Below are 24,925 nucleotides of genomic sequence, written 5' to 3'. Positions count from 1 at the left end.
ATGCCGCGGCCCGTACCACGGCCGCGAATCTTTTTGTCAGACGAGGGAGACGGGCGGGGCGCGCGCCTGGACGCGGATGCGCGCCGGCGCGGGGTGGAGGGAGGGCGCGGAGGTGGACGGCCCGACGGACTGCGCGTCGGCGAACGGCGTGAGCGCGGCGGGCTCCGTCAGCGCGCGGCCTTCCGACGCCTGGCAGATCACGCACGCCAGCTCGTCGTGCGCCGGGAGAGTGGCCTCCTGCCGCTGTGCCGACCAGCCGGGAAGGTGCGGGTCCGCGCGCAGCCACCCGTGCAGCGCCGGCCCGGCGGCAATGCCGAGCAGGTGCAGCGCCGCCACTAGCAGCAGCGCCGCGCGGCGAATGCGGGTGTGGGCTCCGGACGGGCTCATGGTGCGCCGCGTACCCCCTGTAGCTGTGTCAGGTTCCGGGTACAGAATACACGCACGGCGCGGGCCCGGACAGGGCTGGTTCTCACGCGTGAGGATTCGTCACCCTTCGCGCCCCGATCGGCTCCAGGGAGAAACGTCAGGCCCGGACATGGCTGAGGATCTCGTCCACGACGCTGACCAGCGGCTGGGTTGCATCCAGTACGATGCCACTGCCGGGGATGTCTTCTTTCGTGGCGTGTAGACGGAGGATGAGCTCCCGCTCGCGCTTGCTCTTACCCCAATCGTCATCACGGCTGTCGAGCCGCTCATTGAGTGTTTCCGCGTCGGCTCTCGGAAGGCAGCCGCGTAAGCCTCCGCTAGCCCGTTGAACGCAACGTCGACTTCAGATCCCGGCAGGGGAAGGGTACGGTGGAGCTCGCGTCCGTGAGCCTGAGCCAGGCGCCGAGCCCCGCGACGAATGCCGCGCCGAGGCCACGCCCACTAACCAGATGCCGATATGCAGGTGTGCGGAGGCAATGGGCTATAAATGGCCTCCGACGGGCTGTGTGAGCGTCGCCGCCAACATTGCAAAACAAAGAAGGTCCTCAAGCGGCAGTGAAACTCCGGTGCGCAAGATGACGATCATTTGTGACGTACAGCTTGTATCCAGTGTCCAAATATGGGTCGAACACGTCAAAAGCGCGCACTATGACATCTCCATTCACGGCGCCATCATGACCTTTCGGGATCCACTTTGGTGATCGGATCTCCACGGATGAATCATCCATGATGCTGCCGCCACGCGTAATGAGGCCGGGAGAGAACGTATAGACGTGAATCGATCCTTCTGTTCTCGTCCATTCGAGGTAATCAACGCAAAGGCCAACTGCAGGTGCGTTTCCCTGATTCTCGATACGCACCACGATGGTGTATTCCCCACCGATTTGTGGATGCTGTACACGTTCCCCCCCCTCACCCGAAGGGGAATACATCTCAAAAAACACACTCGGAGAATCAGGGCCTAGCACTGGAGTCTGCGTAGTTGGCCGGTCGCCCTTGTCGTGAAAGGAGGCCGGCACGACAAGATAGGGTCGGTACGGGCAAATCCCATCACAATCGCTTTGGCCAGGTTTCTCGGCGACAGTCGATTGAACGGCGCTGGCGGCTGTTGCGTCCGCTGTCGAGTAGCCGTCGAACCCGGAGGTACCCACGCGCTCTTCTAAAAGATAAGCTACGCCGGCCGCCACGGATGTCATGACAAAGGTCCGCCGCGAAATCCGCGGTACTCGCCTCTCGTCAGAATGCCCATTCATGCCTCACCTCCTCTTTCAGAGGAATCGTTCGTTAACGAGATCGCCTGTGCCGATGCCACCGTCGCATCGCCACTGCTTGTAGGCATAGCCGCGATCCGAATCGAGATTAATGTTATCAAACATGGATGGCATATGGATGTACATGAGTGAGAATTCTATCGCATTGCCAAATCCAGCTACCTGCGGGTCGCTAGCCTTTGGCACGACTCGCGGTAGCTTACTTAGGTCAGTGGGAGTCGAGACACTCGTCCACTGGCTGACGTATGAGTGATCAGGCTGAAGTTCAGAGATAAAGTAGTCAGGCGTCACACCCTGGCGGTACGGAGACGGTTCGACGATTGGTCTTTCGAGTTCGCCCGTTGGATAGTGAAGGTAGTCTAAGTCAGTTGCTTCGAACTCCAGGAGGCGTCCAACAGCCTGGAACCGAGCACGCCAGCTCCGGACTGCGTGAGGGACGCGGGGATAATCGTCGCCGCCGCTGGGGTGCCGACAAGTGATAAATTGACGACCGATTGACGAGTTGATTTCATCACGCAAAGGAAAGGCAACTCCCGAGACGACAAGAAACCAGCGTGTTATCCTGTACGACCGATAGAGAATGCTCTGCAAGAGGTAAAGTGCCGCTTCGAGCGGATAGAGGACAACACCCGCCGCCAAATCCGCGAAAAACCGAGCAATGTCGACGAGCAGAGCTGGCAAACTGACCAGTAGTGCAAGAAGCAACTTGAGCCAATCAGTAAGCGAGCGTGGCGAGCCGCTTGGTGGGAACAACCCCCCGATTGCATTGGTTATGCTGCCGTACTGTCCCGGCAAAGGCGGTATGGCTATTGAAGGTGCGATCGGTGGTGGCACGATGCTTTGCTCGGTCACCAGTCGGAAAAGACTGTTCATGTTTTCAACGGCGTCTCGAATCTGGTTCTGAGTTGGCGTGGGTGGGAGTGAGTATCCATGCGTAGATGCAAATGGTGCGAGTGCAGCTAACTCTGCAGACAGCATCTGGCACAGGTTGTCCAATTGTGTGGTGTGTAGAAGCGGTTCGGTTCGGCGATGCAGCTTCGAGGTGTTAATGTCTTGGCCGCGGTCGGAAAATACCTTCGCATCCATGAACTTCTCTGCAACGGTGTGACGCATGAGGTAGCCTCGTGCGGGCCCCCCAACGCACTGATTGACATACGGATGGCCGGTGAAGTCTGTCGCTAGATGGGTGACGTAGCCGGTAGCAAACGCGATCCACGCACTATTGCCGCTATTCCGCGCACGATTACCGATAGATCGTGCAAGAACGCCACTGACCCGATCATGCACCAAGTCTCCCCACTTCCATTTCGTCTCGGGCTCGTTTTCTTGGATTGCTGAGTGGCCCATAATGTAGTGGCCTGTCACCAGATCATTGATATTGATGACCGCTGCTTCAAGCCGTGCCTCGAGGTTAGCAATCTTTAGCTTTGCAGTTTCTCCGAGTTGTTTCAGGAGATTCGCAGCGTTGGGAAATCCGATCTTCCCCGAAAGGTCTGCTGCCGAATCCAGGATTCCTCCGACTTGGTTCAGCACGTCGAAAACGTCAGCAATTGATGCGACAATCCCGGCGGGGGAATCCATATAGTAGAACACATCTGGTCCGATAGCCCCTAAAGAGGCCATCGCTGGGTTGGCCTCCATGTGATTTGCTAACGCGCGTTCCATTGGGTCGCTGCTGTGTCGTAGACGAGTGACGAACTCGTCCAACACCAGATAATGGATCCCGAGAGACGGCATCGTTGACCCTCCTGTCAATGCATTTGTGAGAGTTAACGGTCTTGAGGTTGTTCAGAATGGTCGCGGTGGCGAAGAGGACAAGAACAAGATGCCCGGCCAACCCTACCGCGGTACGATCCGATGGATTTGAGATCGCTTTCGGTCTAGAGCGAAGCCGCTATCCAGTTATCGCATTATAAATGGGGTTCGAGAGCGTGCAAGCTTCTCGGCGGTTGGATACTTAAGATGGGTGCAGCCCTGCCACCGACCCGCTCAACCGGGGTGACGAACACGCTCCCCACCCCCGTTTACCGTCTCCCCGGACGCTACGAAACCTTCCGGCGGGGCACCGACAAGACGCCAGCAGCTGACAGATCGCGACTTCACCCCTCCGCGTCCCCACCGGCCGACGGGCACGCCCGCCCCAAGAGAACGACGGACCGGGGCCAATCGTCCGTCACTCCCAGCCAAGTACTGCACATGCCCACGCCGCCGCCCCCCCGCATTCAAGGCAGCAACTCTCGCGTCAGCGGCCGACGACATCGAGCCGAACACCTACATTCTCTACCGCGTGCGTGTTAGCCGCAGAGACGCCGATCGGGACGGGTCTGTCCAGGCAGGCGAAGCGCTGGAGCTCGCGATGCGGACCACGGGGTACGGCGGCCTCCTGACGGAGTTGAGGCGCCGGCCGAGCGATCCCGAACAGGCGGTCCACATCACCGCGATCATGACGGTCGCGCAGACTGTCGAGATACAGCTCCTCGTTTCTTGGTCAGCGAGTTGCCGCGGAAGCCGAGATCCCATCGAGAGCGCCCAGCCGCCGGCTGCCACTGGTGGTATGACGCGCTCGGAAATCGCTCGAGCGGTTATTGGAAGATCCGACGTCCGGCGAAACGCGGTCGAGGCGCGGTCGGAGCGCCAGTCGCTGAGCAGTCGGGTGGGATAGGTTTCTGGGATAGGTGTACCGCGGAAACGTGGCATTCAGCGCAGAAAGTCCGGTAGGCCCTTCCGGAACATCAAGGATTTACAAGGGTTTCCGGCACACGCGCCGATTCCTTCGCTGACTCCGCGTCACCGGAGCTCCATCGCTGTAGGTCGACGTGAAGTCCGTGGCAGACATCCTGGATCGAGCCGTTGCGACTGCGCGTGGTGACCGTGCGGCCCAGTTTGCTCAGACCGCTCGGACTTCGGCGAGCCGCTTGACCGAGTGCTCGTCGTCCCAGCAGACGGCGGCTTCCCATGCGGCCCACGCCTGCGCGGCGATGTCGTACGCGTCGTCGTCGAGACCGGCGGCGTTGTAGGGCATCACCAGGTCGAGGTCGGGGACGTCGACGTGCGCCTCGTCCCAGTCGATCAGCGCGACCCGGTCCGCGGTCATGCGGATGTTGCGCGGGTTGGGGTCGCCGTGGACGACGCAGGTCTCACGTCCCACGAGCCGCGCCCACGCTGCCCGGCACCGGGCAACGCCCTCGGGCGGCATCGCGCCGAGGTCGACCTTCGTCCCGGTCTCGGCGTGCAGGAGGTCGGTCGACGATCGCCACCCCGGGCGCTGCGGCCACCCCGGCGTCAACCGGTGCAGTTGGCGGAGCGTGTCGGCCACGCGACGCCAGTCGGCCTCCGTCTCGGGCGGCCCGCCCTCGACCCAGGTCATCACCACCACACCGTCGGCGAACAGCCGGCCGGCCGTCGTCGCGATCGGCACCGGCACGGTCAGGCCTTCACGGTCGAGGTGCTGGAGGAGCCCGGTTTCCCATGCCAGATCGGCGTCGCTCCTGGCCCCGAGACGGCCCACCGCGAGGTGCCCGTTGACGCGCACGCTCCACACGTCGTTGGCCACTCCGCCGGCGAGCGGTTCGATGAGAGCGACGTCGTCGCCCCACTGCTCGAGTGCCTCCCATCCCCTTGGCCACATCATCCCCTCCACACGTAGCCGGGACGGAAGGCTCAGCGGAGTTCCTGGGCGAGCCCGATGAGAATTCCTTCGGGCCCCCGGATGTAGCATAGCCGATACGCATTTTCATACTGGACCACCTGGCCCACGAGCTCGGCGCCGCGCTTGCGAAGCCGGGCGAGGGTATCGTCGATGTCCTCCACGGCGAACATGACGCGCAGGTAACCGAGCGCGTTCACCGGGGCCTTGCGGTGATCGGCGACCACGGGAGGCGCGAGGAACCGGGACATCTCCAGCCGGCTGTGACCGTCCGGTGTGCGCATCATGGCGATCTCGACGCGCATGTCGTGGAGTCCGGTGACGCCATCCGCCCACTCCCCTTCGACCTGGGCGCGCCCTTCGAGCTCCAGACCAAGCTCGGTGAAAAACTCGATGGCGGCATCGAGGTCTTCCACCACGATGCCGACGTTGTCCATGCGCTTGACCGTCATCGACCTTGCATCCTGAGGGTGTGAGCGATCGTGACTCAGCCGGAGTCCACGAGGGCCGCGGGGCGAGCGTCCAGGCACCTGACGGACAGGGTCGGCGGTGCGGGGCCAGCGCGCAAGCCTGTCGTCCGCGAAGGCATGGACGGCCCCCGCATCCCCTGCAGCCGATGGTCAGCCGGCGGGCACTACCGACCTGGCTGCCGGTCCTGGGGCGCGGCATCGTCCGAGGCGAGGATCGCCTCGATCTGTGCGAAGTGGTTGAGGTCGTGGCCGGCGTAGTAGGTGGCGATGTCGCGGATCGACTCCACCCCCCGCTCGGCGTGCACCCCGGCGCGCTCCCACTCGGCCGGAGAGAGCCGGTGCCAGAGCGCGAGGTTCGCCTCCCGCAGCGCCCGGAACAGCGCGAGCGCCTGCCACGGGTCCGTGTCCGCATAGCGCCCGGTTTCGGCCCAGCGGTCCTGGTCGAACGCCTGGATCGCCGTGCCGGGGGCGGCGAGTATCAGCCGGATGCGGTAGGCGCCCACGAGCTCGTCGTCGGCGAGATGGGCGACGATCTCCTGGATGGACCATTTCCCCGGCGCCGGGCGGCGGGCGAAGAGCGCTGGCGGTGTGGCCGCGAGCAGCGCGGCGAGCGTGGCGGGAGCGGCCGCGAGGAGCGCGAGCGGCTCGCGGCCGGCCACGTGGCGGAGGATGCGGGCCTTGTACTGCGCTTGCGTCTCGGGCATGGCCTCGGGTTCGCGGCGGGTCACCGAACGCCCACAAACCCACGAGCATCCGCGATGAGTCGGGCCGAGTCGTAGCCGATCCCATTCTTGAACACCATCTCGACATTCCGGATGTCTTTGATGTTCTGAACCGGATTGCCGTTCACGACCACGAGGTCGGCGCGTTTCCCGCGCTCGATCGTGCCGACCCGATCACCGATGCCCAGGAACTGCGCGCCGTTGCTGGTCGCGATGCGTATGGCGTCCACCACCGAGAACCCGCCTTCGACCATTGCTTCGATCTGCCGCTGGTTCGCGAAGCCCGCAACGACGCAGCCATTCGCGGTTGGATCCGATCCAGCCAGCAATAATCCGCCCGCCGCGTGAAAGCTTCGCTCGAACTCGACCTCGCGATCGTAAATGGCGCGCGCGGTGTTGCTGCTTCGGGTGAGCTGTTCGCGCTGACGCAGACAGCTCTCGCGCGACGTCGGTGCCATGGCATCCAGCACTCGCTGTTGCGGCGCCGGGCTGTCGTTCACGTACTCCTGAAACGCTGCGAGTGTCGAAGTGAGCGGAACCCTCCGGCGAACCAGTAGCGCAATGAGGTTTTTCACCTGTGGCGAGTCCGCGCTCACCCGCAGCACCGCGGTCACCCAGTTGCGCGGGCACTCATCCGGCCGCTTCTCGCTCAGGAACCCGCTGTTGGTGATGAAGCCGTGCTCGAGATTGTCAATGCCGAGATCGACTGCTTCCTCGAACGACGTCGCACACAGATGGCCGGTGACCCTGCCGCCGCGTGCGTGTGCCTCCTCGATGATGGCACGCGTTTCCGCGCGTGTGGCCTGCTGGTAGATCTTGAACCAGCGGACACCCAGACTGGACCAGTACCGCACTGCGGCGCGCAGCTGCTCGGGACCGGCGATATCGGGAAACGTGAGCGGACCGCCCTGCCTGAACATCGGGCCTGTGACGTAGATGTCAGGACCGGGCTCAACCCCCGCGTCGATCGCGTTTTTCAGATTCAGGTCGGAATACACATTCTTGGCGCCGGCCGTGCGTATCGTCGTAACGCCGGCGGCAAGGTAGAGGCGCGGAAAACTGTAGCGCATGTCCTGATGCGTCGGAACGCCGTTCTCGTCGAGGTACACGCTGAAGTACAGATGTTCGTGCATGCCGACGATGCCGGGAATGATGGTGCGCCCGCGCAGATCGAGCACCTGTGCATCGCGGGGGATGGCGACGCGCGCGGCCGGCCCGACGTTCTGAATCGCGGTACCGGCGATGATGATGGTCTGGTTGTCGAGCGGAGGACGACCGGTGCCGTCGATGACACGAACGTTGGTGAGCGCGACAACGGGTCGATCGACGGTGACGTAGCGCCGCACCGCATCCGATAACACCGGGCGCTGTCCTGCCTGCGCCTGGAGCGTCGTCGGCACTCCGCACAGTGCAATCACCAATTTCCAATGCAGACGCAGCACCCTGGCCATCCTCGTAGTTGAGAATTCCCCAATGCCGACGCGAGCGGGGCGGCTAGTCTCGTGCCATGAACATCCAGCGATGTCCTTCCAGATCCTCAACCCGATATCGTCGCGCTGGCGGCCCATCTTCCGGTTCAGACAAGATAACCGCTCCCGCGGCCTTGGCCCGAGCATAGTGCTCATCGACGTCGTCAACATAGACGAGAACACCATCAATGATCCATGGCAGAGCGGACCATGAGGCGGCAATCTCGCAGTGGTCGCGATGTCGCTTGGGGCCTTCATACTCCGGCGACGGACTGGCCAACATGATCAGTCCATCCCCAACCGACATTTCTCCGTGAGACAGCCTCCCATCGGAAGACGTGAAGCGAGCTGTCTCCGTGAATCCGAACACCTCGGCCAACCATTCCAGGGCGGCAATGCCGTCCTCATAGGTCACGAACGGAATCACGTCTGGCATCCTGTTCTCCATTCGCCGGTTTCGAGACACCAAACACGCACGACGGCACTGCCGAGCCGGCTGTGCCGCCTAACGCCCCAAGGGTCAGGGGTGCGGGGCCGGCGCGCAAGACTTTCGGCCAGCCCAAATCATGGACGGCCCCGCATCCCCTGCAGCCGATTGTCAGGGGGCGGCCGGGGTACGAGTTTGCCGTGCCTACGCGAGTTCCGCGAGACGGATAGGTCTTACGGTTGTCGCACCCCTACGCCGCGCTCTCAGACGCTCTGCGGCTCATGTCATTGGAAGGTCGAAAACAGGTCGTGCGTTGGAAATGAGGTGACGCCCGCAAACGCATTCCGGAGCGCGGCATCGACTTCGACTTCGAGATTGGCTGTCAGGGAGCGAGTGTTGAACAGACCGACCCACGAGAAGTTGTCATACGTGCGCACGAGTATGCTCGTCGTGCCGGGCAACGTTCCCGTGTGCCACCAGGTCGCGTCGCCCTGGGTTGGGCGAACCCACCATCCAAATGCGTAATAGCACGCCCCACCGGCACATTGGTCAGGGCCGCTGCCGGTCATCTCCGCGACCAGGTCAGCCCTGAGGATGTCCGGACGATCGGCGCGGCCATCGACGCCGCCCAGGAATCGCAGGAGATCGACGGTCGACGATACCCAGGCGCCGCTTGCATCACCCGCTTCGAGGTAGAAGCCGCCATAGTTGAGCGGCACGAGGCCTTCGCCCGGAAAAACGGAAGGCACCAGCGGCGCGTTCGCGCCGAAGCCGGGGAAATAGTACTTCACCTCGTCCGCGAGCGCGTCGGCCATGCGCGACTTGCCCTGCTGCGTGCGATTGGCGCCCACGGGCTGCAGCACGCGGCTGCGCACGTACTGCTCGTACGGCATGCCGCTCAGACGCTCGATCACGCGGCCGAGGATGATATAACCAAAATTCGAGTAGGCGAACTTTTCGCCCGGATTGAAGTCGAGCGGCATTCCCTTCATGTAGCGGATCAACGTTTCACTCGACGCCGGCGCGGGCGCGTTGACCGCGGCCGCAGCGATCGCCGGCCGATCGATCGGGTCGAATCCACCATTCGGCTTGTTACGGTCCCAGCCCCCCGTGTGGTTGAGCAGGTGCCGAATGGTGATCTGCTCCCACCGCGAATCGACGGTCGCCCCCGGCGCAGGGGTGAGGTGCGCAATGAGTGGCGCCACGCGATCGTCGAGCTTGAGCTTGCCCTCCTCGACGAGCTTCATGATGGCGGCGCTGGTGAGCGTCTTGGACACGCTGGCGATCCGGAACAGCGCGTCCGGCTGCACCGGCGTCTTGTTCTCGACGTCCGCGTAACCGAAGCCGCGCGCGTAGATCAGCCTGCCGTCGCGCATCACGGCAACCGCGCCACCGGGAATGTTGTACTTCCGCATGAAATCGGGAATGACCTGATCGTACGACGTCATTCCCGGCACCGCGGCACCGGTGATCGGCATCTCCTGCTGCGCAGGAGGCGTAACCGGAAGAGAGGCCGGCGGCGTAGTCGGCTCTCCGCCGCATGAAAGGAGAACGGCGAGACAAGCGATAGCCCCGGCGCCGCGGGACAGGCCAAGCCATTCACGACGTGAGATCATGCGGTTTCGCCTTGTGGTGCGATCGTGGTCAATCGGTTTCGCCGTGGTTCCACTCCATGAACGCGTCAGGCACGACAAGTACTACACGTCGCAGCCGCTGGGCTGCGTCTGCGCGACATCATGGGGTTCCGCGCGAGGCGGCGTCGAGCGCGGCGGCTGACGTAGTGCGTCTCTCCGCGATGTGGTTTGCCCTGGACGCGGTGATCAGCGTCGAGGGCAGACCGCGACCACGAGGGCCGGTTTATCAGGTCCGACAACATCGGGCGCTCGCCCGTCCACGGCTTCGGGCAGAGCGCCAGACGACCGTCGAACCAGGTCACGGCCAGACACGCAGGGAGGTGAGTGGCCACGCGGGGGAGAGGTCAGGATCTCACTCGCAGCGGATGGTAGGCCGATACACCTGCATGGGGGTGGTGCCGCGAAGCCCGGCTACACCGTCGTCAAGCGGACGAAGAGCCGCTGGTGGGAGGTCCGCGATCCCGACGATGAGCTGGTGTGCCTCACCGTCTATGGGAAGGGCGCGCGAGAGGCCTCGCCGCCGAACCGGCTGGGGGTGAAACACACGGCAGCCGCGGGGAGGGTCACCTGCGGCTGCCGCGATGCTTGCCCAGCGGCCGAACGCCCCAACGGTTAGGGGTGCGGGACCGGCGCGCAAGACTTTGGTCGGCTGAGAAGCATGGACGGCCCCGCATCCCTGCAGCCGATTGTTAGGTGGAGCTTCGGCGCGAGGGACTCTCTAGTAACTGCACTGCCCTTGTGAGATGTGAGCTAGGAAATGGCCGGGCGATCTTCGCAGACGAAGCTCCCCACTTCAAGTCCTCAACCGCTTCGACCGCACTGTCGAACTTGGGCCACGCACTCGAATTTGCCGCGAGAGTGAGCATCAGAAGAACAATGATACGATCAACACCCTCAATCACTTCTGTGGGCGAGAGCGCCGATCGACGACGTCCACCATGTACGACTGCACTGCGTAGGTCGTAGAACGCTTTCACGCCCTTGCTTATCCGTCGCCGCGTAATCGCCGAGTCTGAGAGGAGAAAGGCAGCACGTTCAGACAGAGGACCTCGAAGACTCTCGGAGTCGTTCGCAATGAGAAGCGACTCCAATGCAATTGCGGATTTGACCACCGCCGCGGTTGCGGATGGCTCCAATCGGGATTCGAACAGCTAGGTAACTCCCTGCCAGAGGCGCTTCGCCAGTTCACCGTCGGTTCTCAACACAGCGAGAAGCGATGGAAAGCCGCAACGGACAAATCGGCGGACAAAGCTCGTAGTGACGGGTATGCCCCTCGGTTGAGCATCACGTCGCGACGACGAGCGCAAATATTCAAAACCTGGAGAGATCGCGAGATCAAACCCATACCGGCGATGCGCGCTGATAGCTAGCAGTTGATGAGTCCTCAGGCGGCGCAGACCAAGTGTCGAGGACACGATAGCAAGTCGCTCGAGAATCTCTGCGGTCCGCCGCGCCTTGGGGAGCACGTCGTCAAGATTTCCCTCCACGAACACTTCAACAACGGTCGCACCGTTCAGTTGCCCGATACGCTCTATGTAGAAAGAATTCTCCCACGAGTGGCGGGCGAAAACGTTTCGCTTGCGCGCAAGTTCAGTCATCTGCGCACTTTCGCTGGCCGACACCATTCGGATTGACACGCGTTGGTTCGGCAGTTCGAGACGCTCAGGTGCAGAGAGAAGCCAAGTGGTTCGAATGAACCTGGAGAGAGTAGACGTAAGGGTACCTTTCCTTGATAGGTGAGGGCGCCACCTAACTTGTTGTTCACTGGACGGCATTCCGACCAACACGCAAACCGCCTGCTGCGCTTTCCGGGGCAGGAGAACACGTTGCCGTACCGATCCTGCCGCACGAATCGCCGAATCCGCCCGTATAAGGAAACGCCCCAAGGGTCAGGGGTCCGGGGCCGGCGCGCAAGACTCTCATCCGCGAATCATGGACGGCCCCGCATCCCCTGCTGCCGGTTGTCAGGCGGCGTTAGCTGGTGGCGGGCGTCGGCTCGCCGAAGGTGAGCCGGTGGCCGTCCGGCGTGCGCAGGCTGAACTCGCGCAGCCCCCACGGTTTCGTGGCCAGCGGCGACAGGATCTCGGCGCCACGCGCCGCCACCTCGGCGTGGAACGCGTCGACGCCCTCGACAGTCACATACGCGTACCACGAGTGGTCGCCCAGCTCCCCGGCGGGGGTCGTGGCGGGGCACTCACCCAGCATCACGCGGAAGGCACCGCGGGACAGAAAGCTCCAGCCGTCGGAGCCATCGCCGAAATCTCGCGTGAGCCCCAGGACGTCCGTGTAGAACCGCGTCGACGCGGCGAGGTCGCGCACGGCCAGCACATGGCGGGAGTTGACGAGCTGCGGCATGGATGCGAGAGGGTGTGTGTGGTAGCCAGCACAAGGCCGTGCATCGCCGAATCCACCCGTATCGAGATAGCGGCGGGATCACCCGGACGTCAAGCGACGAATAGACGCACGCGTTCACCTGGTTGCGATGTGAGGACCAGCGCTTCATCACCCGGAACGCTCACGTCTCCCGCGCCGCCTTCTCCCGCTCGCGCCGCCTGCTTCGCCGCACCTTGTCGCCATCCCCATCGTTCCCCGCGATCAGCTCGGCCACGTCGGCGAGGATGCGGGGGAGCGCGAGGCCGCCGGGCGCGGCGAGGTACTTGAGTCTCCACTCGGCGCCGAACTTCTCCTTGTAGCGCCGCAGGCCGTGCAGGTCGCGGAAGTGCTCGCCGTGGCGGAAGAGGACCGCGGCCAGCTCGCGCTTCTGCAGCCCGGGAAGGGGCGCCATCCCCAGGTTGAACTCGCGCCAGCCGCGCTCGCATCCCCACCGCATCAACTCCACGAACAGGAACTCCATCACGCTGGGCGGCGCCAAGCGCGACCAGCGCACCAGGTCCACCGTCATCTCCGTCCCCTCCGCCGCCAGCCAGACGGTGGCGAACGCGATCACCCGCCCGTGCAGCCGCGCCACCGCGTGCGGGAAGTGCGCGAGGTACGCGGGATCGAAGCGCCCCATCGAGAACCCCTTCTCCCGCGTCCGCTTGCGCGCCAGCCACTCGTCGGAGACGGCGCGCAGCTCCGGCAGCAGCGCGGGGACGTCCTCCGCCGGCACCAGCTCGAACGTCACCCCGTGGCGCCGAACGGACTTCCAGGTGCGCCGGAGCGCGCGCCGCTCGTCGCCCTCGAGCGTGAACTCGTCGAGCTTCACGACGGCCTCCTCCCCCACCTTCATCACCGTCAATCCCATGTCGGTATAGATCGGGAGGCACTCGGGATCGACCTGGTAGAAGACGGGCGACGCGGCGCGGCGATCGGCCTCCTCGCGGAAGCGCCAGGCCAGCTCCTCGCGCTCCTCCGGCGGCCCCACGGGATCGCCCAGCGCCACCCAGCTACGCGCGGTGGTGCCGTACATCACGAACGAGCGCTGCGACGGGCTGAAGATCAGCGGCTTGTCGCCCAGCAGCGCCAGGTGCGCTTCCGCCCGCGGCGACGCGGCGATGACCGCCCGCGCCCGCGCCAGCTCGTCCCCCGTCGGGAGATGCGGCGGGGCGTGGCGGCGGCGCAGGAGGAGGTGCGCGGCGAAGAAGGCCGCGAGCACGACGGCGATGGCCGCGCAGGAGCGGAGGAAGCGCGACGCGTCGGCGTCCGGCGCGAAGCGCAGCCAGAGCTCCGCGCCGTAGCGGACGTGCTTGTAGGCGAAGAAGCCGAGCCACGCCGTGGCCGTAAGCACCACGCCGATGGCCGCCAGCCACGCCGCGGTGAACGGCTCGTCGAGCACCGGCGCGCGGCGGTGGAAGCGGCTGCGGCTGGCCAGGTGGGGAACGAGGAGGGCGGTCAGCACCCCTGCCTCCTCGTAGTCGAGCCCCTTCGCCAGGGAGAGGAGGATCCCCGCCGCCAGCAGGAGCGCGGCCCAGCGCCAGGCGCGGTGGAGGCGCATCTGCACCCCGCGCGCGAGCAGGAGCAGCATCACCCCGGCCACACTGGCCAGCAGGTGCGCCAGCTCGCTCACCGGCAGGGGGATGACGGCGTGGAGCGCGCCCAGCCGCGAGCGCTCGATGGGCGTCGCCCCGGAGAAGAGGAGGATCGTCCCGCCGAAGAAGGTCGTCACCGCCAGCAGCTGCGGCGCCATGGCCGAGAACGACGCCGCCATCGGCTCGGGGCCGCGCATCCGCGTGTGCAGCCGGCGCAGCTCGTGCCCCGCGAGCGTCACCACCGCCAGCGCCAGCGGGAGGAGGTAGTAGATCGCGCGCCACGCCAGCAGCGCGCCGACCACGACCGGCGCGGGGACGCGCGGGGTGAGGAAGAAGAGCATCACCGACTCGAACACGCCCAGCCCGCCGGGAACGTGGCTGGCGTGGCCGAGGATCTGCCCGGCCAGGAAGATCCCGAAGAACGCCGGGAACGACGGCGCCGACGACGGGAGGAGGACGTACAGCACCGCCGCGGCCAGCACCCAGTCGAGCGACGACGAGAGCACCTGGGCGATGGCCATCCACAGCGACGGCAGCTCGATGCGGTAGCCGCGGACGGTGATGCGCGCGCCCAGCGCCGACAGCGCGAGGTAGGCCACCAGCGCCACCAGCAGCAGCGCGCCGATGGGCCGCAGCCACGCGTGGTCGACGGGGAAGTCGGGCGGGAGGCGCGGGGGATCGAGGAGGAACGACAGCCCGCCGACGGACAGCACGCCGAGCCAGAAGGTGGTGCTGTAGAAGCCGATGATGCGCGCGATCTCGCCCGCGGACAGCCCCCAGCGCGAGTACATCCGGTAGCGCAGCGGCGCGCCGGTGAGGAGCGGGAAGCCCAGCGTCATGCTGATCCCGTAGCCCACCAGCGACGCCATGGCGATGCGCCCGTACGACAGCCGGCGCCGCACGTAGCGCACGCCGAGCGCGTCGTACAGCGTCATCACCGCGTAGGACACGAGCGTGAGCGCCACCCCCCAGAACAGCCGCGCGCGCGGGATGTTGCGGAGCTCGCGCGCCAGGTCGGCGTAGTGGTAGTTGCGCAGCTCGCGGTGCAGCAGCCACAGCGCGAACGCGAACAGCGCGATCCCGAACAGCGGGGTCAGCGCGTGCAGGCGGTGCAGGCCGGATTTCGGCTGGTTTCTGCTCAGGTCGGGTCCGCCGGTAAAGGTCCAGTGCGGGAGCGAGGAAAAATCCGCGCCGGAACGACGTAGCGCCAGCGGTCAGCGTCTCGGAACCCGGGAACCGCGTCCCGGCGCGGAGCGCCCTCTCCCTGCCGCTGCGCGGCGGTCCCTCCCCCAAAACCGACTGGGGGAGGGACGAAGGCTCGCTTCGCTCGCGACGTGGGGGAGACTGCCGCCGCGATCGCAGGCTCCTGATGCAGGAATGCCGGTGACACGCGCGCGAGCTCCCCGCGCACGAAGCAGCAGCGAGCGCAGCGAGCCCAGGTCCCTCCCCCGTGCTGTTCGGGGGAGGGACAGCCGCGTAGCGGCAGGGAGAGGGCGTCCTCGCACGCCCCCTGCATTGAAGATCGTCGCTCAGAAGATGATGAACGACGATCAGGAGACTGGATGCCGTCGCAAACGGCCCCATCGCCCCACGCGACTCGTCTCGCGAACGATGATTCCTCCGCCGGCGCCGCTGAGATGGTGCTCGAGGCCTACGAGCGCTGGCTCGAGCGCTTCCGCGGGGTCACGCGGCGGTCGCGGCCGCGCTTCCTGAACCGCGAGTGGCGGGGATGGCAGGAGGACGCGGCCGAGCGGCTGGACCTCTATCCCACCGCCGTTGCAGACGTCGTCGAGCGGCTGCGCGGCGCGCGCATCGATGGCGAGAGGGCGCGCGACCGTTTCGCGGCGATGACGGGCGGGCGCGGAGACGCGGAGATCGCGGAGACCTTCTACAGCTCGGTGATGCGCCGCGTCCTCCCCATCGCCGGCGTGGACCCGGCAGCCGAGTTCACCGCCGCGGCCGACGGCGCGCCGCACGTGGCCGAAACGGAGCCGGCGCATCGCGCGTGTGGCGCGATCGACCTGTCCGCCGAGACGTTCGCGGAACTCTTCCGCGCGACGGAGGTGGCGGACCGCTTCGCCGACCTGGCGGGCGACGCGGCGGCGTGCGCGCGGGCGGCGCGCGAGCAGCTGGGGGCAGACGCGGAGCGCGTCGCGGGCGCGGACGCGCTGCCGTTCCTCTTCTACCGCAACAAGGCGGCGTACCTCGTCGCGCGGCTGCGGCTGCATGGCGGCGAGGTGCGGCCGCTGGTCGTCCCCCTGCTGAACGGCGAGGGCGGCGTACGCCCCGACGCGGTGCTCACCACGCCCGACGAGGTGCACGTCGTCTTCTCCTTCGCCCGCTCGTACTTCCACGCCGACACCGACCGCCCCGCCGCCGCGATCGAGTTCCTGCGCTCGCTGATGCCGGCCAAGCCGCTGCACGAGCTCTACACCTCGCTCGGCCACAACAAGCACGGCAAGACGGAGCTCTACCGCGAGCTGGTGCGCCAGCTCTCGCGCGGCGACGTGCGCTTCGAGCCCGCCGAGGGGATCCGCGGGCTGGTGATGTGCGTGTTCACCCTCCCCGAGCACAACGTCGTCTTCAAGGTCATCCGCGACGAGTTCGGCGCCAGCAAGACGGTGACGCACGACTCGGTGCGGGAAAAGTATCGGCTGGTGTTCCGGATGGACCGCGTCGGCCGGCTGGTGGACGCGCAGGAGTTCGAGGACCTCACCTTCCCGCGCGACCGTTTCGCCCCCGCGGTGCTCGAAGAGTTGCGCGCCGATGCGGCCGGCGCCATCCGCGACAACGGACGCCACGTCGTCGTGCGCCACCTCTACACCGAGCGCAAGCTGCGCCCGCTGGACCTGTTCTGCCGCGAGTCCGAGCCGGACGTGGCCGCGGCGGCGATCGTGGACTACGGGAACGCGATCAAGGACCTGGCGTGCGCCAACATCTTCCCCGGCGACCTGCTGATGAAGAACTTCGGCGTGTCGCGCCACGGCCGGGTGATCTTCTACGACTACGACGAGCTTTCGCTGCTCACCGCCGTCCGCTTCCGCGCGCTCCCCACGGCGCGCCACGAGGACGACGAGATGGCGGCCGAGCCCTGGTTCTCGGTGAGCGAGGGCGACGTGTTCCCCGAGGAGTTCGTCCCCTTCCTCGTCCCCGCCGGCCCGTTGCGCGACGTGTTCATGGACGCGCACGGAGACCTGTTCACCCCGAGCTTCTGGCAGGAGATGCAGGAGCGCCAGAAGGCCGGCGAGGTCCCCGACTTCTACCCCTATCCTGCGGCGCGAAGGCTCGGCCTCAGGTGATCGAAAAAGCAAAAGATGGCCTCACGCAGAGTTAGCAGAGTCAGCAGTAAAACTGCAGTTCTCTGCTGACTCTGCTAACTCTGCGTGAGACTTTCTTTTAGGGGATTCTCCTACAGCGCCTCGCCCTGACATTCGGGGCACTGGATGGCGAGGTACTTCACCCACTCCACGATTTCCCTGGCGTCGGGGAGATCATGGCCCTCGCCCGCCTCCGCCACGTGCGCGACCTCGCCCCACTGGTCGGCGATGACGACGACGGCAGCGCCCGCGACCCCCGTCCGCGCCGCGAAGGCTCTCTGCGCATCAACGACGACGGGGAACGGGAGATCGCGATCGAAACCTGCCGCGTCTCGGGCGACGACGATCACGTGCGCATCCCACTCTCGAAGGTCGGACGCAACCGTAGCCAGGTCATGGAGATACGCACGGCACGGCTCGCATCCGCCGCCGTGCAGCGCGACGACGACCGGGTTCAGGCGCCCGCCGGGTCTGAGCGGCACCGTGCTTTCGCCTTGCGCGGACGGTAGCGCCAGGTCCGGGAGACGGCCGCCGGGGGCGAGCTTCGTTTGCGTCACGTCGTCACCTCCCGCGCGGGCGCGAGCGCGGCCTCGATCTGCCGCACGGTGTCGCGTGCGGTGCGGCCCACGCCGATCATCGTCGCGCTGGCGAAGCCGGTCCAGTTGCCGTAGCCCACCAGCCACAGCCCCGGCTCGGCGGCAGAGCGCGTCCCGTGCGTCCGAATGCGCCCGTCCGGCCCGATCACCCCGAGCGGGCGCAGGTGCTCCAGTGAGGGACGAAATCCCGTGCACCAGACGACCGCATCGATCCGCTCCTCCACCCCATCCGGCCACACCACGCCCGTCCCGGTGAAGCGCGAGAACGGCGGCACCGCCGTCAGCACGCCGCGCTCGCGCGCCTCCAGCACCGGGGCCACCATCACGATGTCGCCCAGGTCGGCGGGAGGCGGCGTGCGGCCCTGCTGCTTCGCGCGGTAGATCGCCGTCTCCTGCTCGAACAGGTAGCGCCCGTCGACCTCATCGGCCAGGAACGTCGGCGGATACAGCGCAACCCATGTCGTATCCGCCACCTGCGACAGCTCCGCCAGGATCTGCGCGCCCGAGTTGCCGCCGCCCACCACCAGCACTCGTCTCCCCGCAAACGGCTCGGGAGATTCGTAGTCCGCGGAATGGACCTGCATCCCGCGGAAGAGCTCACGGCCGGGGTAGACGGGGATAAACGGCGCGTCCCACGTTCCCGTCGCGCTCACCACCGCCCGCGCGGTGAAGCTGCCCGCGTCCGTCGCGACACGGAAGCCGTCCCTTTCGCGCGTGACGGCGGTGACGCGAACCGGGCGCTGCACGGGGAGCGCGTACCGCTGCTCGTACTGCATGAGATACTCGATCGCCTCGTCGCGTGTCGGGTACGCGTCGCCGCCGGGGAACATCCACCCCGGCAGCGAGCTGTAGCGCGCGGGCGAGAAGAGCCGCAGCGAGCGCCAGGTGTGCAGCCACGCGCCGCCGGGCGCCTCCTGCGCGTCCAGGATCGTCCAGCGCAGCGAGGTCCGGCGCAGGTAGTATCCCATCGCCAGCCCCGCCTGCCCTCCCCCGATCACCACCACGTCGAAGTCGCGCACCCGTGTCCCCGATCTCCCGTGTCGTCCATGCGATGGCCCAATCTTCCGCCGCCGCGAACCCGCGCGCCAGCGGCCGCATCGGGACGGCGCTGCCCCGGCCGGCGGGGCGCGGACGCCCCAGTCCGTCCACGGCTCGTGGTGCCGATCTCCGCCAACATCCTGGCATGCAACGGCTTACCACGGAAGATGAAGATGGTCCGGCCGTTGCCATGCCCCGCGAGCGCAGAAGACTCCCGCCGGAACCGATCTTTCCTGGAGATCCGAATCATGAAAGCCCGCCTCGCGATCCTTGCCGCGCTGCCGTTCCTGGCCGCCGCGGACCGGTACGCGCTTCCCGACCTCGTCCCGGCCGCGGTGGTCGGTTCGGGCACGCAGGTGACCGTTCGTGTGCGCAACCAGGGCGCCGGCCCCGCGCCCGCCGGGTTCGTGCGTGTCCTCGTCGGCGCGCCGATCAACCTCGCCAAGAACGTCCCCGAGCCGGCGCTGGCGCCCGGCCAGATGAACTCGGTGATCATCCCCATCGGCAAGCCGCTGGCGGGCGTGTCGATCATGGTGCGCGTGGATGGCACGGGGATCATCGCCGAGACGAACGAGAACAACAACATCGGCAGCGCGACCGGCACCTGATCGCCACCGCCGACGCAACGCGCCGCACGGGTGATCGCCCGTGCGGCGCTTTCGTTCGATTAGATTCACGGCCGGTCGGGAGATTGGCGATCCATCACGAGCCCGCGGGATCGATGACGAGCGACGAGCAGTTGCGGCCACTGGAGGGCGTGCGCGTGGTGACGCTGGCGGTGAACCTCCCCGGCCCGCTGGCTTGCGCGCGCCTCCACGCCCTTGGGGCAGCGGTGATGAAGGTGGAGCCGCCGTCCGGAGATCCGCTCGCGGCCGTGGCGCCGGAGTGGTACGACGAGCTGTCCGCCGGCCAGCAAATCGTCACACACGACCTGAAGGAGCGCGCCGGACGCGATGCGTTGGAGACGCGGCTGGCCGATGCCGACCTGCTGGTGACCGCGACGCGGCCGGCCGCATTGGAGCGGCTCGGGCTCGGCTGGACGGAGCTGCACGCGCGGCACCCGCGGCTGTGCCACCTCGCCATCACCGGCTACGCGCGGCCGGACGAGGACCGGCCCGGGCACGACCTGACCTACGTGGCCGCCGCCGGGCTCGTCACACCGCCGGACCTGCCGCGCACGCTGCTGGCCGACCTGGCCGCGGCGGAGCGCGCCGACAGCGCCGCGCTGGCGCTCCTGCTCGCGCGCGCCCGCGACGATGTCGGGCGGCATGCAAGCGTCGCCCTCGCCGATGTCGCGGAGGAGTTCGCCGCGCCGCTGCGGCACGGGCTCACCGTCTCGGACGGCGCGCTGGGCGGCGGATCACCGCTGTACGGCCTGTACCGCGCGAAGGAGGGTTGGATCGCCGTGGCGGCATTGGAGCCGCGATTCGCGCAGCGGCTGGCGGCGGAGCTGTACGTCGCGCTCGACCGCCCGTCGCTCGAAGCCGCGTTCGCGCGCCGCACGGCCGCCGAGTGGGAGACGTGGGCCCGCGAGCACGACCTGCCGATCGCAGCTGTCGCGATGATGCACGGGTGACCCAGCCCACCCGGTGTCGTCCCCAAGCGCGCGGGGGAGCGTCCGCCGACGCAAACCGCGCATCCGGTGGCGCCGTCAGCGCGCGTCGGTGAGTGACGCCAGCACGCGCTGCACGAAGCCGTCGAGCTGGTCGTTCTCGATCCAGCGCACCACCACCACCAGGTCGTGCTCGGGGTCGACGTAGATGGCGTTGGTGCCGTTCCCCAGGTGCACGAACGCGCTCTCGGGGGCGCTGGGCAGGCGTTTGCGACCGGTGTTCAGGAACCAGTTCATGAACCCGTAGTCCGTCTGCGCGGGGGTGGGCGTCAGCGCGCGCCGCACCCACTCCTCGCTCAGGATCTGACGCTCGCCCCAGCGGCCGCGGCGGAGCGTGAGCAGGCCAAATCGCGCCATGTCGCGCGCGCTGATGAACATCCCCCCGCCCCAGTGGCCGCCGCCGCTCACCGACTGCACGGCCTGCCCGTCGATCTCCACCCAGCTCGTCTCGTAGCCGATCCAGCGCCAGGTGTTGCTCGCCCCGATCGGGTCCATCACGTACTCGCGCAGCACCTGCGGGAGCGGGCGGCGCCAGACCTGGAGCGCCGCCAGCGCCAGCGCGTTCACCCGCACGTCGTTGTACTCGTACGCGCTCCCGGGGTCGCGCCGCGCGCGCGTGGCCCAGGTCGCGGGGTCGCCGCTGGGGCGGTCGGCCCACTCCGGCTTCCCCCAGAGCGTCCCCTCCCAATCGCTCACCTGGCGCAGCATGTGGTCCCAGGTGAGACGCCGGTTGTGCGGCGTCTCGAACGGCTCCAGCACGTCCGCGCGGCCGAGGCGATCCGACGCGGGGCGTGCCGCCGCGCCGGGATCGAGCGGCACCACCGGCGCCATGTACGCGGCCACGGGGTCGTCCAGGCTGCGGATCATCCGCCGGTCGTACGCCAGCCCCACGACGGTGGAGAGAAAGGACTTGGTGACGCTGAAGGTCATGTCCACCCGCCGCGGATCACCCCACTCGGCCACGAGGTAGCCGTGGCGGAGGACGACGCCCGACGGGTCTCCCCGCGGCCGGAAGGGGCCGACGGGGTCGCCGAGCGGCTCGCGGCCGAAGGTCTGGAAGTGCGCCTGCAGCAGGTCGCGCGGCGCCTTCGACTCGTGCTCGCGGTGGAAGGCGAGGGCCGCCTGCAGCCGCGCGGAATCCATCCCCACCTGCGCGGGCGAGCGGCGCTGCCAGTCGTCGCCCGCGCCGGGGACGTACGCGCCCGCGCGCGAGCGCTGCGCGGCGGCGGGTTGGACGGCGGCCAGCAGGACGAGGACGGCGGCGGCGCGGCGGGCCGCAAGTGCGCGCATCGGCATCTCCATTCGTGTGGACATCGGCAGTGAGGAGGACGACAGATTAGCGTGCGGAGCGGATGCGCACATCCCCGCACCCACCGTGGCGCATCGGCGCCGAGAGGCGGGTGAAGCCGCGGCAACAACGACACGAAGTCCACCTGCGTGGACTGCCGGCATCGGTGCGAACGAGAGGACGGTGCTCGCAACGGGCTCTCGCGCGCCGTCACGATCCGTTCGCACGCTGGCCCGAGACGATCCCGGGCGCGCGAAGGGCGGGAGCGGCATGACGCCTCCCCCGCCCTTCGCATGCCTGCCGGTCCGTCCGTCAGCCGCCCGACACCAGGATCATCCCACCCTTGGCGCAGTGCATCTGCCAACCTCCGGTTCCAGTGCCCGTCTCCGGTGACGCATCGCCCCCCGCAGGTTGCGGGCCTGTCCATCCGCGGTCCGGCAGAAGCATTGACAAAGATTGTACACGCAGGGATCTTTCGCCGCATGCCGAGCGAGGAGACCAGCCGCGAGCCGCGGCACCCCATCCGTGTGGTGAGCGAGCGCACCGGCCTGAGCCCCGACGTGCTGCGCGCGTGGGAAAAGCGCTACGGCGCGGTGGCTCCGCCTCGGCGCGAGGGGGGCGGCGGGCAGCGGCTGTACTCCGACGCCGACGTCGCGCGCCTTCGGCTCCTTCGGCGCGCCACCGCGGCTGGGCGAAGCATCGGCCAGGTGGCGGCGCTCGCCGACGCGGAGCTGGAGCGGCTGGTGCGTGAGGACGAGGCGCAGCGCACCGCCGCGTCCGTGCCGCGGCGCGATGGGAACGCCGCGTCCGCGCACGTGCGCCACGCACTTGCGGCCACCGACGCGCTCGATGCGCCGGCGCTCGAGGCCGCGCTGCGCCGGGCGGTGGTGATGCTGGGCGCCGACGCGTTCGTCGACGACGTGGCGTCGCCCTTCCTGCGCGCGGTGGGCGACGGGTGGGCGGCGGGAACGCTGAGCGTGGCGCACGAGCACCTGGCGTCGGCGGTGCTGCGGCGCGTGCTGGGGATCGTGGCCGATGCGGGGCCGGCCGCGGGCGCAGAGCACACGGTGGTCGTGGCCACGCCCGCCGGCCAGGTGCACGAGCTGGGGGCGATGCTGGCCGCAGCATCGGCGATGTCGGCGGGATGGCGCGTGGTCTATCTCGGCGCCGACCTCCCCACGGACGACGTCGCCCGCGCGGCACGCGACACCGGCGCGCGGGTGGTGGCGCTCAGCCTCGTCTCCCCCGCCGACCCGCGCGCCGACGCCGCGGAGCTGCGCCGCCTCCGCCGCACGCTGCCGCCGCACGTAGCGATCGTCGCCGGCGGCGAGGGGACGCGGGAGATCGCGGACATCTTCGGCGACGAGATCCGCTTTCTCCCCGACTTCGCGCAGTTTCGCCGTGTGCTCGCGGCGATGGAGCGAGACGGCTCGTAGGCGCTGCGAGCGAGGATCTTTTGCGTCACGGCGCGGCGGAATGACGCGTTCTCCGTGCGGAATCTGGCCCACCCTCCCCGCACGATGCCGCCACGATGAAACGCCTCCTGCTCGCCGCCGCGCTGCTCCCGCTCGCCGCCTGCACCTCGCCGCTCCTCGACACCGTCTGCCCGGACTGGATTCCGCCAGCCGTGCAGGTGACGGTGCAGGACTCGCTCTCCGGCGCCGTCATCACCCCGGGCGCCACCGTCGTCATCCGCGACGGCGCCTACGCCGATTCGCTCACGGTGCCGCCGCCGGTCGAGACGATCGGCCTCGGCAGCGGCCGTGTGGGCACCTATGAGGTCACCGTCCGCAAGTCCGGCTACCGGAACTGGGTGAAGGCCGGCGTGCAGGCAAAGGATGGGACCTGTGGCGTGCAGACGGTCAACCTTGTCGCCCGTCTGGTCCCGTCGAGTTGAATCCGGAGAAGCGGTTGAAGCCAAACACGAACACCCGCCGGTGATTGCATCACCGGCGGGCGCCTGTCGCGTGTAGATCATCCGATCGGCTTACGGCCGCGGCCTGCCGGGTCCCATCCCCGGTCGAACCCAATACGTGCGGGTCGCGCCGTGCACCACCACACGGTCGAATCCCCAATTCCCACCCGGCGAAGGGTTCACCAGATGGTAGTCCTCCCTGTACGTCTCCTCGTCTTTACGCACGGTCAGGTATACCATTGCGGCCGAATCACCGACGGTGACCGAATCCACAAGCACCCGGACCTCGCGGTTGCGATCGACCGCCGATGCGGCAGCCGCGCAGGGATCGGTCGTCCGGTTCAGCGCCACGTGGAAAGCATCCCTGAGCCCGGACGGAAAGTTTGCGGGCCTGCCAATACTGCGATACACGCTGCACGCGTCGAACTTCGTGGAATCACTCACCCAGTTCAGGCGGAAGTCGATGACGGTGTTGACCGCTCCCATCTCGGGCGTGGCGGGCGCTCGCTGCGCCTTCAGCGGCGCGGCCGCGAGCATCGCGAGGACGACGCCCGCGACCGTGTAAGTCAATTGTCGACAGGTGAGTCGGACGGTTCCCGCTGCTGGGCGGGATACAGTCATCGCGGATCCCTAGCGGCGGGTGAGGACTGCATCGAACCCCAGAGCCGGACTTCGCGAATCGCCCAGGTGCCCGGCACCCGGTGATACACCAGGTTGAACGTTTCGCGATGCGTGTACTCGCCGCGGCGAACCACCACCACCACCTGCGCCGCCGAGTCCGACGCCACGGCCGAGTCCACGACCACGAGGTGCCGCGCACTCTGGGCCACGGGCGAGAGACGGCCTCTCACGCATCCCTCACCGGCGGCTCCGAGCAGCACCCGATCGGGGTTCTGCACCCCCTGCGCGATGCTCGTCCACTCGGCCACGCTGCAGGCATCGAAGCGGGTGGTGTCCGCCATCCACGCCCTCCGGTAGCGGATCACCGCGTCGACCGCGCGCGCGGGAACGGGGGCGCGCCGCTGCGCCGCGACGCTCACGCCCGCGCCCGCCAGGGCAATCCCGAGAAAGCACAGCGCGACGGTTCGCCTCATTTCCAGTTCAGGCATGAATTGCCTCGGGATCT

22 protein-coding genes are annotated in these 24,925 nt (G+C 67.4%); 5 read left to right on the top strand and 17 right to left on the bottom strand.

Annotated features, from left to right (window positions below; translation table 11 throughout):
* Positions 1-36: 36 nt before the first annotated feature.
* The 12 genes from VF092_19390 to mprF all read right to left on the bottom strand — a co-directional run bounded on the left by VF092_19390 (position 37) and on the right by mprF (position 15,130).
* The gene (locus VF092_19390; protein HEX6749469.1) at positions 37-387 is read right to left on the bottom strand and encodes a hypothetical protein; all 351 of its coding nucleotides are present in this window, start codon (positions 385-387) and stop codon (positions 37-39) included.
* A gap of 584 nt (positions 388-971) precedes the next feature.
* Entirely contained in the window at positions 972-1,622 is a 651-nt protein-coding gene (locus tag VF092_19385; protein ID HEX6749468.1) for a hypothetical protein, read from the bottom strand.
* Between the two features lie 72 nt (positions 1,623-1,694).
* Positions 1,695-3,434, bottom strand: coding sequence for a zinc dependent phospholipase C family protein (locus VF092_19380; protein HEX6749467.1), 1,740 nt, complete (start codon positions 3,432-3,434; stop codon positions 1,695-1,697).
* 1,150 nt (positions 3,435-4,584) lie between these two features.
* Positions 4,585-5,325 (bottom strand): phosphotransferase, encoded by a 741-nt coding sequence (locus tag VF092_19375; protein HEX6749466.1) that lies wholly within the window; start codon positions 5,323-5,325, stop codon positions 4,585-4,587.
* Between the two features lie 32 nt (positions 5,326-5,357).
* Entirely contained in the window at positions 5,358-5,795 is a 438-nt protein-coding gene (locus tag VF092_19370) for a VOC family protein (GenBank protein HEX6749465.1), read from the bottom strand.
* A 182-nt stretch (positions 5,796-5,977) separates the two neighbouring features.
* A complete protein-coding gene (locus VF092_19365) occupies positions 5,978-6,517 on the bottom strand; it encodes a DinB family protein (GenBank protein HEX6749464.1) in 540 nt (179 codons plus the stop codon).
* Between the two features lie 20 nt (positions 6,518-6,537).
* A complete protein-coding gene (locus tag VF092_19360) occupies positions 6,538-7,986 on the bottom strand; it encodes an amidohydrolase family protein (GenBank protein HEX6749463.1) in 1,449 nt (482 codons plus the stop codon).
* 43 nt (positions 7,987-8,029) lie between these two features.
* Entirely contained in the window at positions 8,030-8,440 is a 411-nt protein-coding gene (locus VF092_19355; GenBank protein HEX6749462.1) for a VOC family protein, read from the bottom strand.
* 275 nt (positions 8,441-8,715) lie between these two features.
* On the bottom strand, positions 8,716-9,909 hold the full coding sequence (locus tag VF092_19350) for a serine hydrolase domain-containing protein (GenBank protein HEX6749461.1): 1,194 nt from the start codon (positions 9,907-9,909) through the stop codon (positions 8,716-8,718).
* Positions 9,910-11,216: 1,307 nt separating this feature from the next.
* On the bottom strand, positions 11,217-11,690 hold the full coding sequence (locus tag VF092_19345) for a hypothetical protein (GenBank protein HEX6749460.1): 474 nt from the start codon (positions 11,688-11,690) through the stop codon (positions 11,217-11,219).
* 349 nt (positions 11,691-12,039) lie between these two features.
* Complete coding sequence (locus tag VF092_19340; protein ID HEX6749459.1) at positions 12,040-12,420, bottom strand: VOC family protein; 381 nt, start codon at positions 12,418-12,420, stop codon at positions 12,040-12,042.
* 160 nt (positions 12,421-12,580) lie between these two features.
* On the bottom strand, positions 12,581-15,130 hold the full coding sequence (mprF, locus tag VF092_19335) for a bifunctional lysylphosphatidylglycerol flippase/synthetase MprF (GenBank protein ID HEX6749458.1): 2,550 nt from the start codon (positions 15,128-15,130) through the stop codon (positions 12,581-12,583).
* Between the two features lie 465 nt (positions 15,131-15,595).
* Between mprF and aceK the strand changes: the two genes are divergently transcribed.
* Positions 15,596-17,332 (top strand): bifunctional isocitrate dehydrogenase kinase/phosphatase, encoded by a 1,737-nt coding sequence (aceK, locus tag VF092_19330; GenBank protein HEX6749457.1) that lies wholly within the window; start codon positions 15,596-15,598, stop codon positions 17,330-17,332.
* 110 nt (positions 17,333-17,442) lie between these two features.
* Here aceK and VF092_19325 read toward each other — a convergent pair whose 3' ends face one another.
* Both VF092_19325 and VF092_19320 read right to left on the bottom strand, forming a co-directional pair.
* The gene (locus tag VF092_19325; protein ID HEX6749456.1) at positions 17,443-17,907 is read right to left on the bottom strand and encodes a redoxin family protein; all 465 of its coding nucleotides are present in this window, start codon (positions 17,905-17,907) and stop codon (positions 17,443-17,445) included.
* A complete protein-coding gene (locus VF092_19320) occupies positions 17,904-18,965 on the bottom strand; it encodes an ArsO family NAD(P)H-dependent flavin-containing monooxygenase (GenBank protein HEX6749455.1) in 1,062 nt (353 codons plus the stop codon). Before VF092_19320 ends, VF092_19325 begins: the two co-directional genes overlap by 4 nt.
* 267 nt (positions 18,966-19,232) lie before the next feature.
* On the opposite strand from VF092_19320, the gene VF092_19315 reads away from it, so the two are divergent.
* Together VF092_19315 and VF092_19310 are read left to right on the top strand one after the other, a co-directional pair.
* Positions 19,233-19,592, top strand: a complete 360-nt coding sequence (locus tag VF092_19315; GenBank protein ID HEX6749454.1) for a CARDB domain-containing protein — start codon at positions 19,233-19,235, stop codon at positions 19,590-19,592.
* A 113-nt stretch (positions 19,593-19,705) separates the two neighbouring features.
* Positions 19,706-20,560 (top strand): CoA transferase, encoded by an 855-nt coding sequence (locus VF092_19310; protein ID HEX6749453.1) that lies wholly within the window; start codon positions 19,706-19,708, stop codon positions 20,558-20,560.
* 75 nt (positions 20,561-20,635) lie between these two features.
* Here VF092_19310 and VF092_19305 read toward each other — a convergent pair whose 3' ends face one another.
* Positions 20,636-21,886, bottom strand: coding sequence for a serine hydrolase (locus VF092_19305; GenBank protein HEX6749452.1), 1,251 nt, complete (start codon positions 21,884-21,886; stop codon positions 20,636-20,638).
* 480 nt (positions 21,887-22,366) lie between these two features.
* On the opposite strand from VF092_19305, the gene VF092_19300 reads away from it, so the two are divergent.
* A complete protein-coding gene (locus VF092_19300; GenBank protein ID HEX6749451.1) occupies positions 22,367-23,320 on the top strand; it encodes a cobalamin-dependent protein in 954 nt (317 codons plus the stop codon).
* A 95-nt stretch (positions 23,321-23,415) separates the two neighbouring features.
* The gene (locus tag VF092_19295) at positions 23,416-23,781 is read left to right on the top strand and encodes a hypothetical protein (GenBank protein HEX6749450.1); all 366 of its coding nucleotides are present in this window, start codon (positions 23,416-23,418) and stop codon (positions 23,779-23,781) included.
* A 90-nt stretch (positions 23,782-23,871) separates the two neighbouring features.
* Here VF092_19295 and VF092_19290 read toward each other — a convergent pair whose 3' ends face one another.
* Both VF092_19290 and VF092_19285 read right to left on the bottom strand, forming a co-directional pair.
* Positions 23,872-24,369 carry a hypothetical protein gene (locus VF092_19290; GenBank protein HEX6749449.1) on the bottom strand — a complete coding sequence of 166 codons (498 nt, stop codon included), beginning with the start codon at positions 24,367-24,369 and terminating at the stop codon, positions 23,872-23,874.
* Positions 24,370-24,416: 47 nt separating this feature from the next.
* Positions 24,417-24,908 carry a hypothetical protein gene (locus tag VF092_19285; GenBank protein ID HEX6749448.1) on the bottom strand — a complete coding sequence of 164 codons (492 nt, stop codon included), beginning with the start codon at positions 24,906-24,908 and terminating at the stop codon, positions 24,417-24,419.
* Positions 24,909-24,925: the final 17 nt, after the last annotated feature.

The sequence above is a fragment of the Longimicrobium sp. genome (assembly GCA_036377595.1).
Lineage (GTDB): Bacteria > Gemmatimonadota > Gemmatimonadetes > Longimicrobiales > Longimicrobiaceae > Longimicrobium.
The sequence above is the reverse complement of the archived record's forward strand: the minus strand, read 5'-3'. Positions and strand labels throughout refer to the sequence as shown.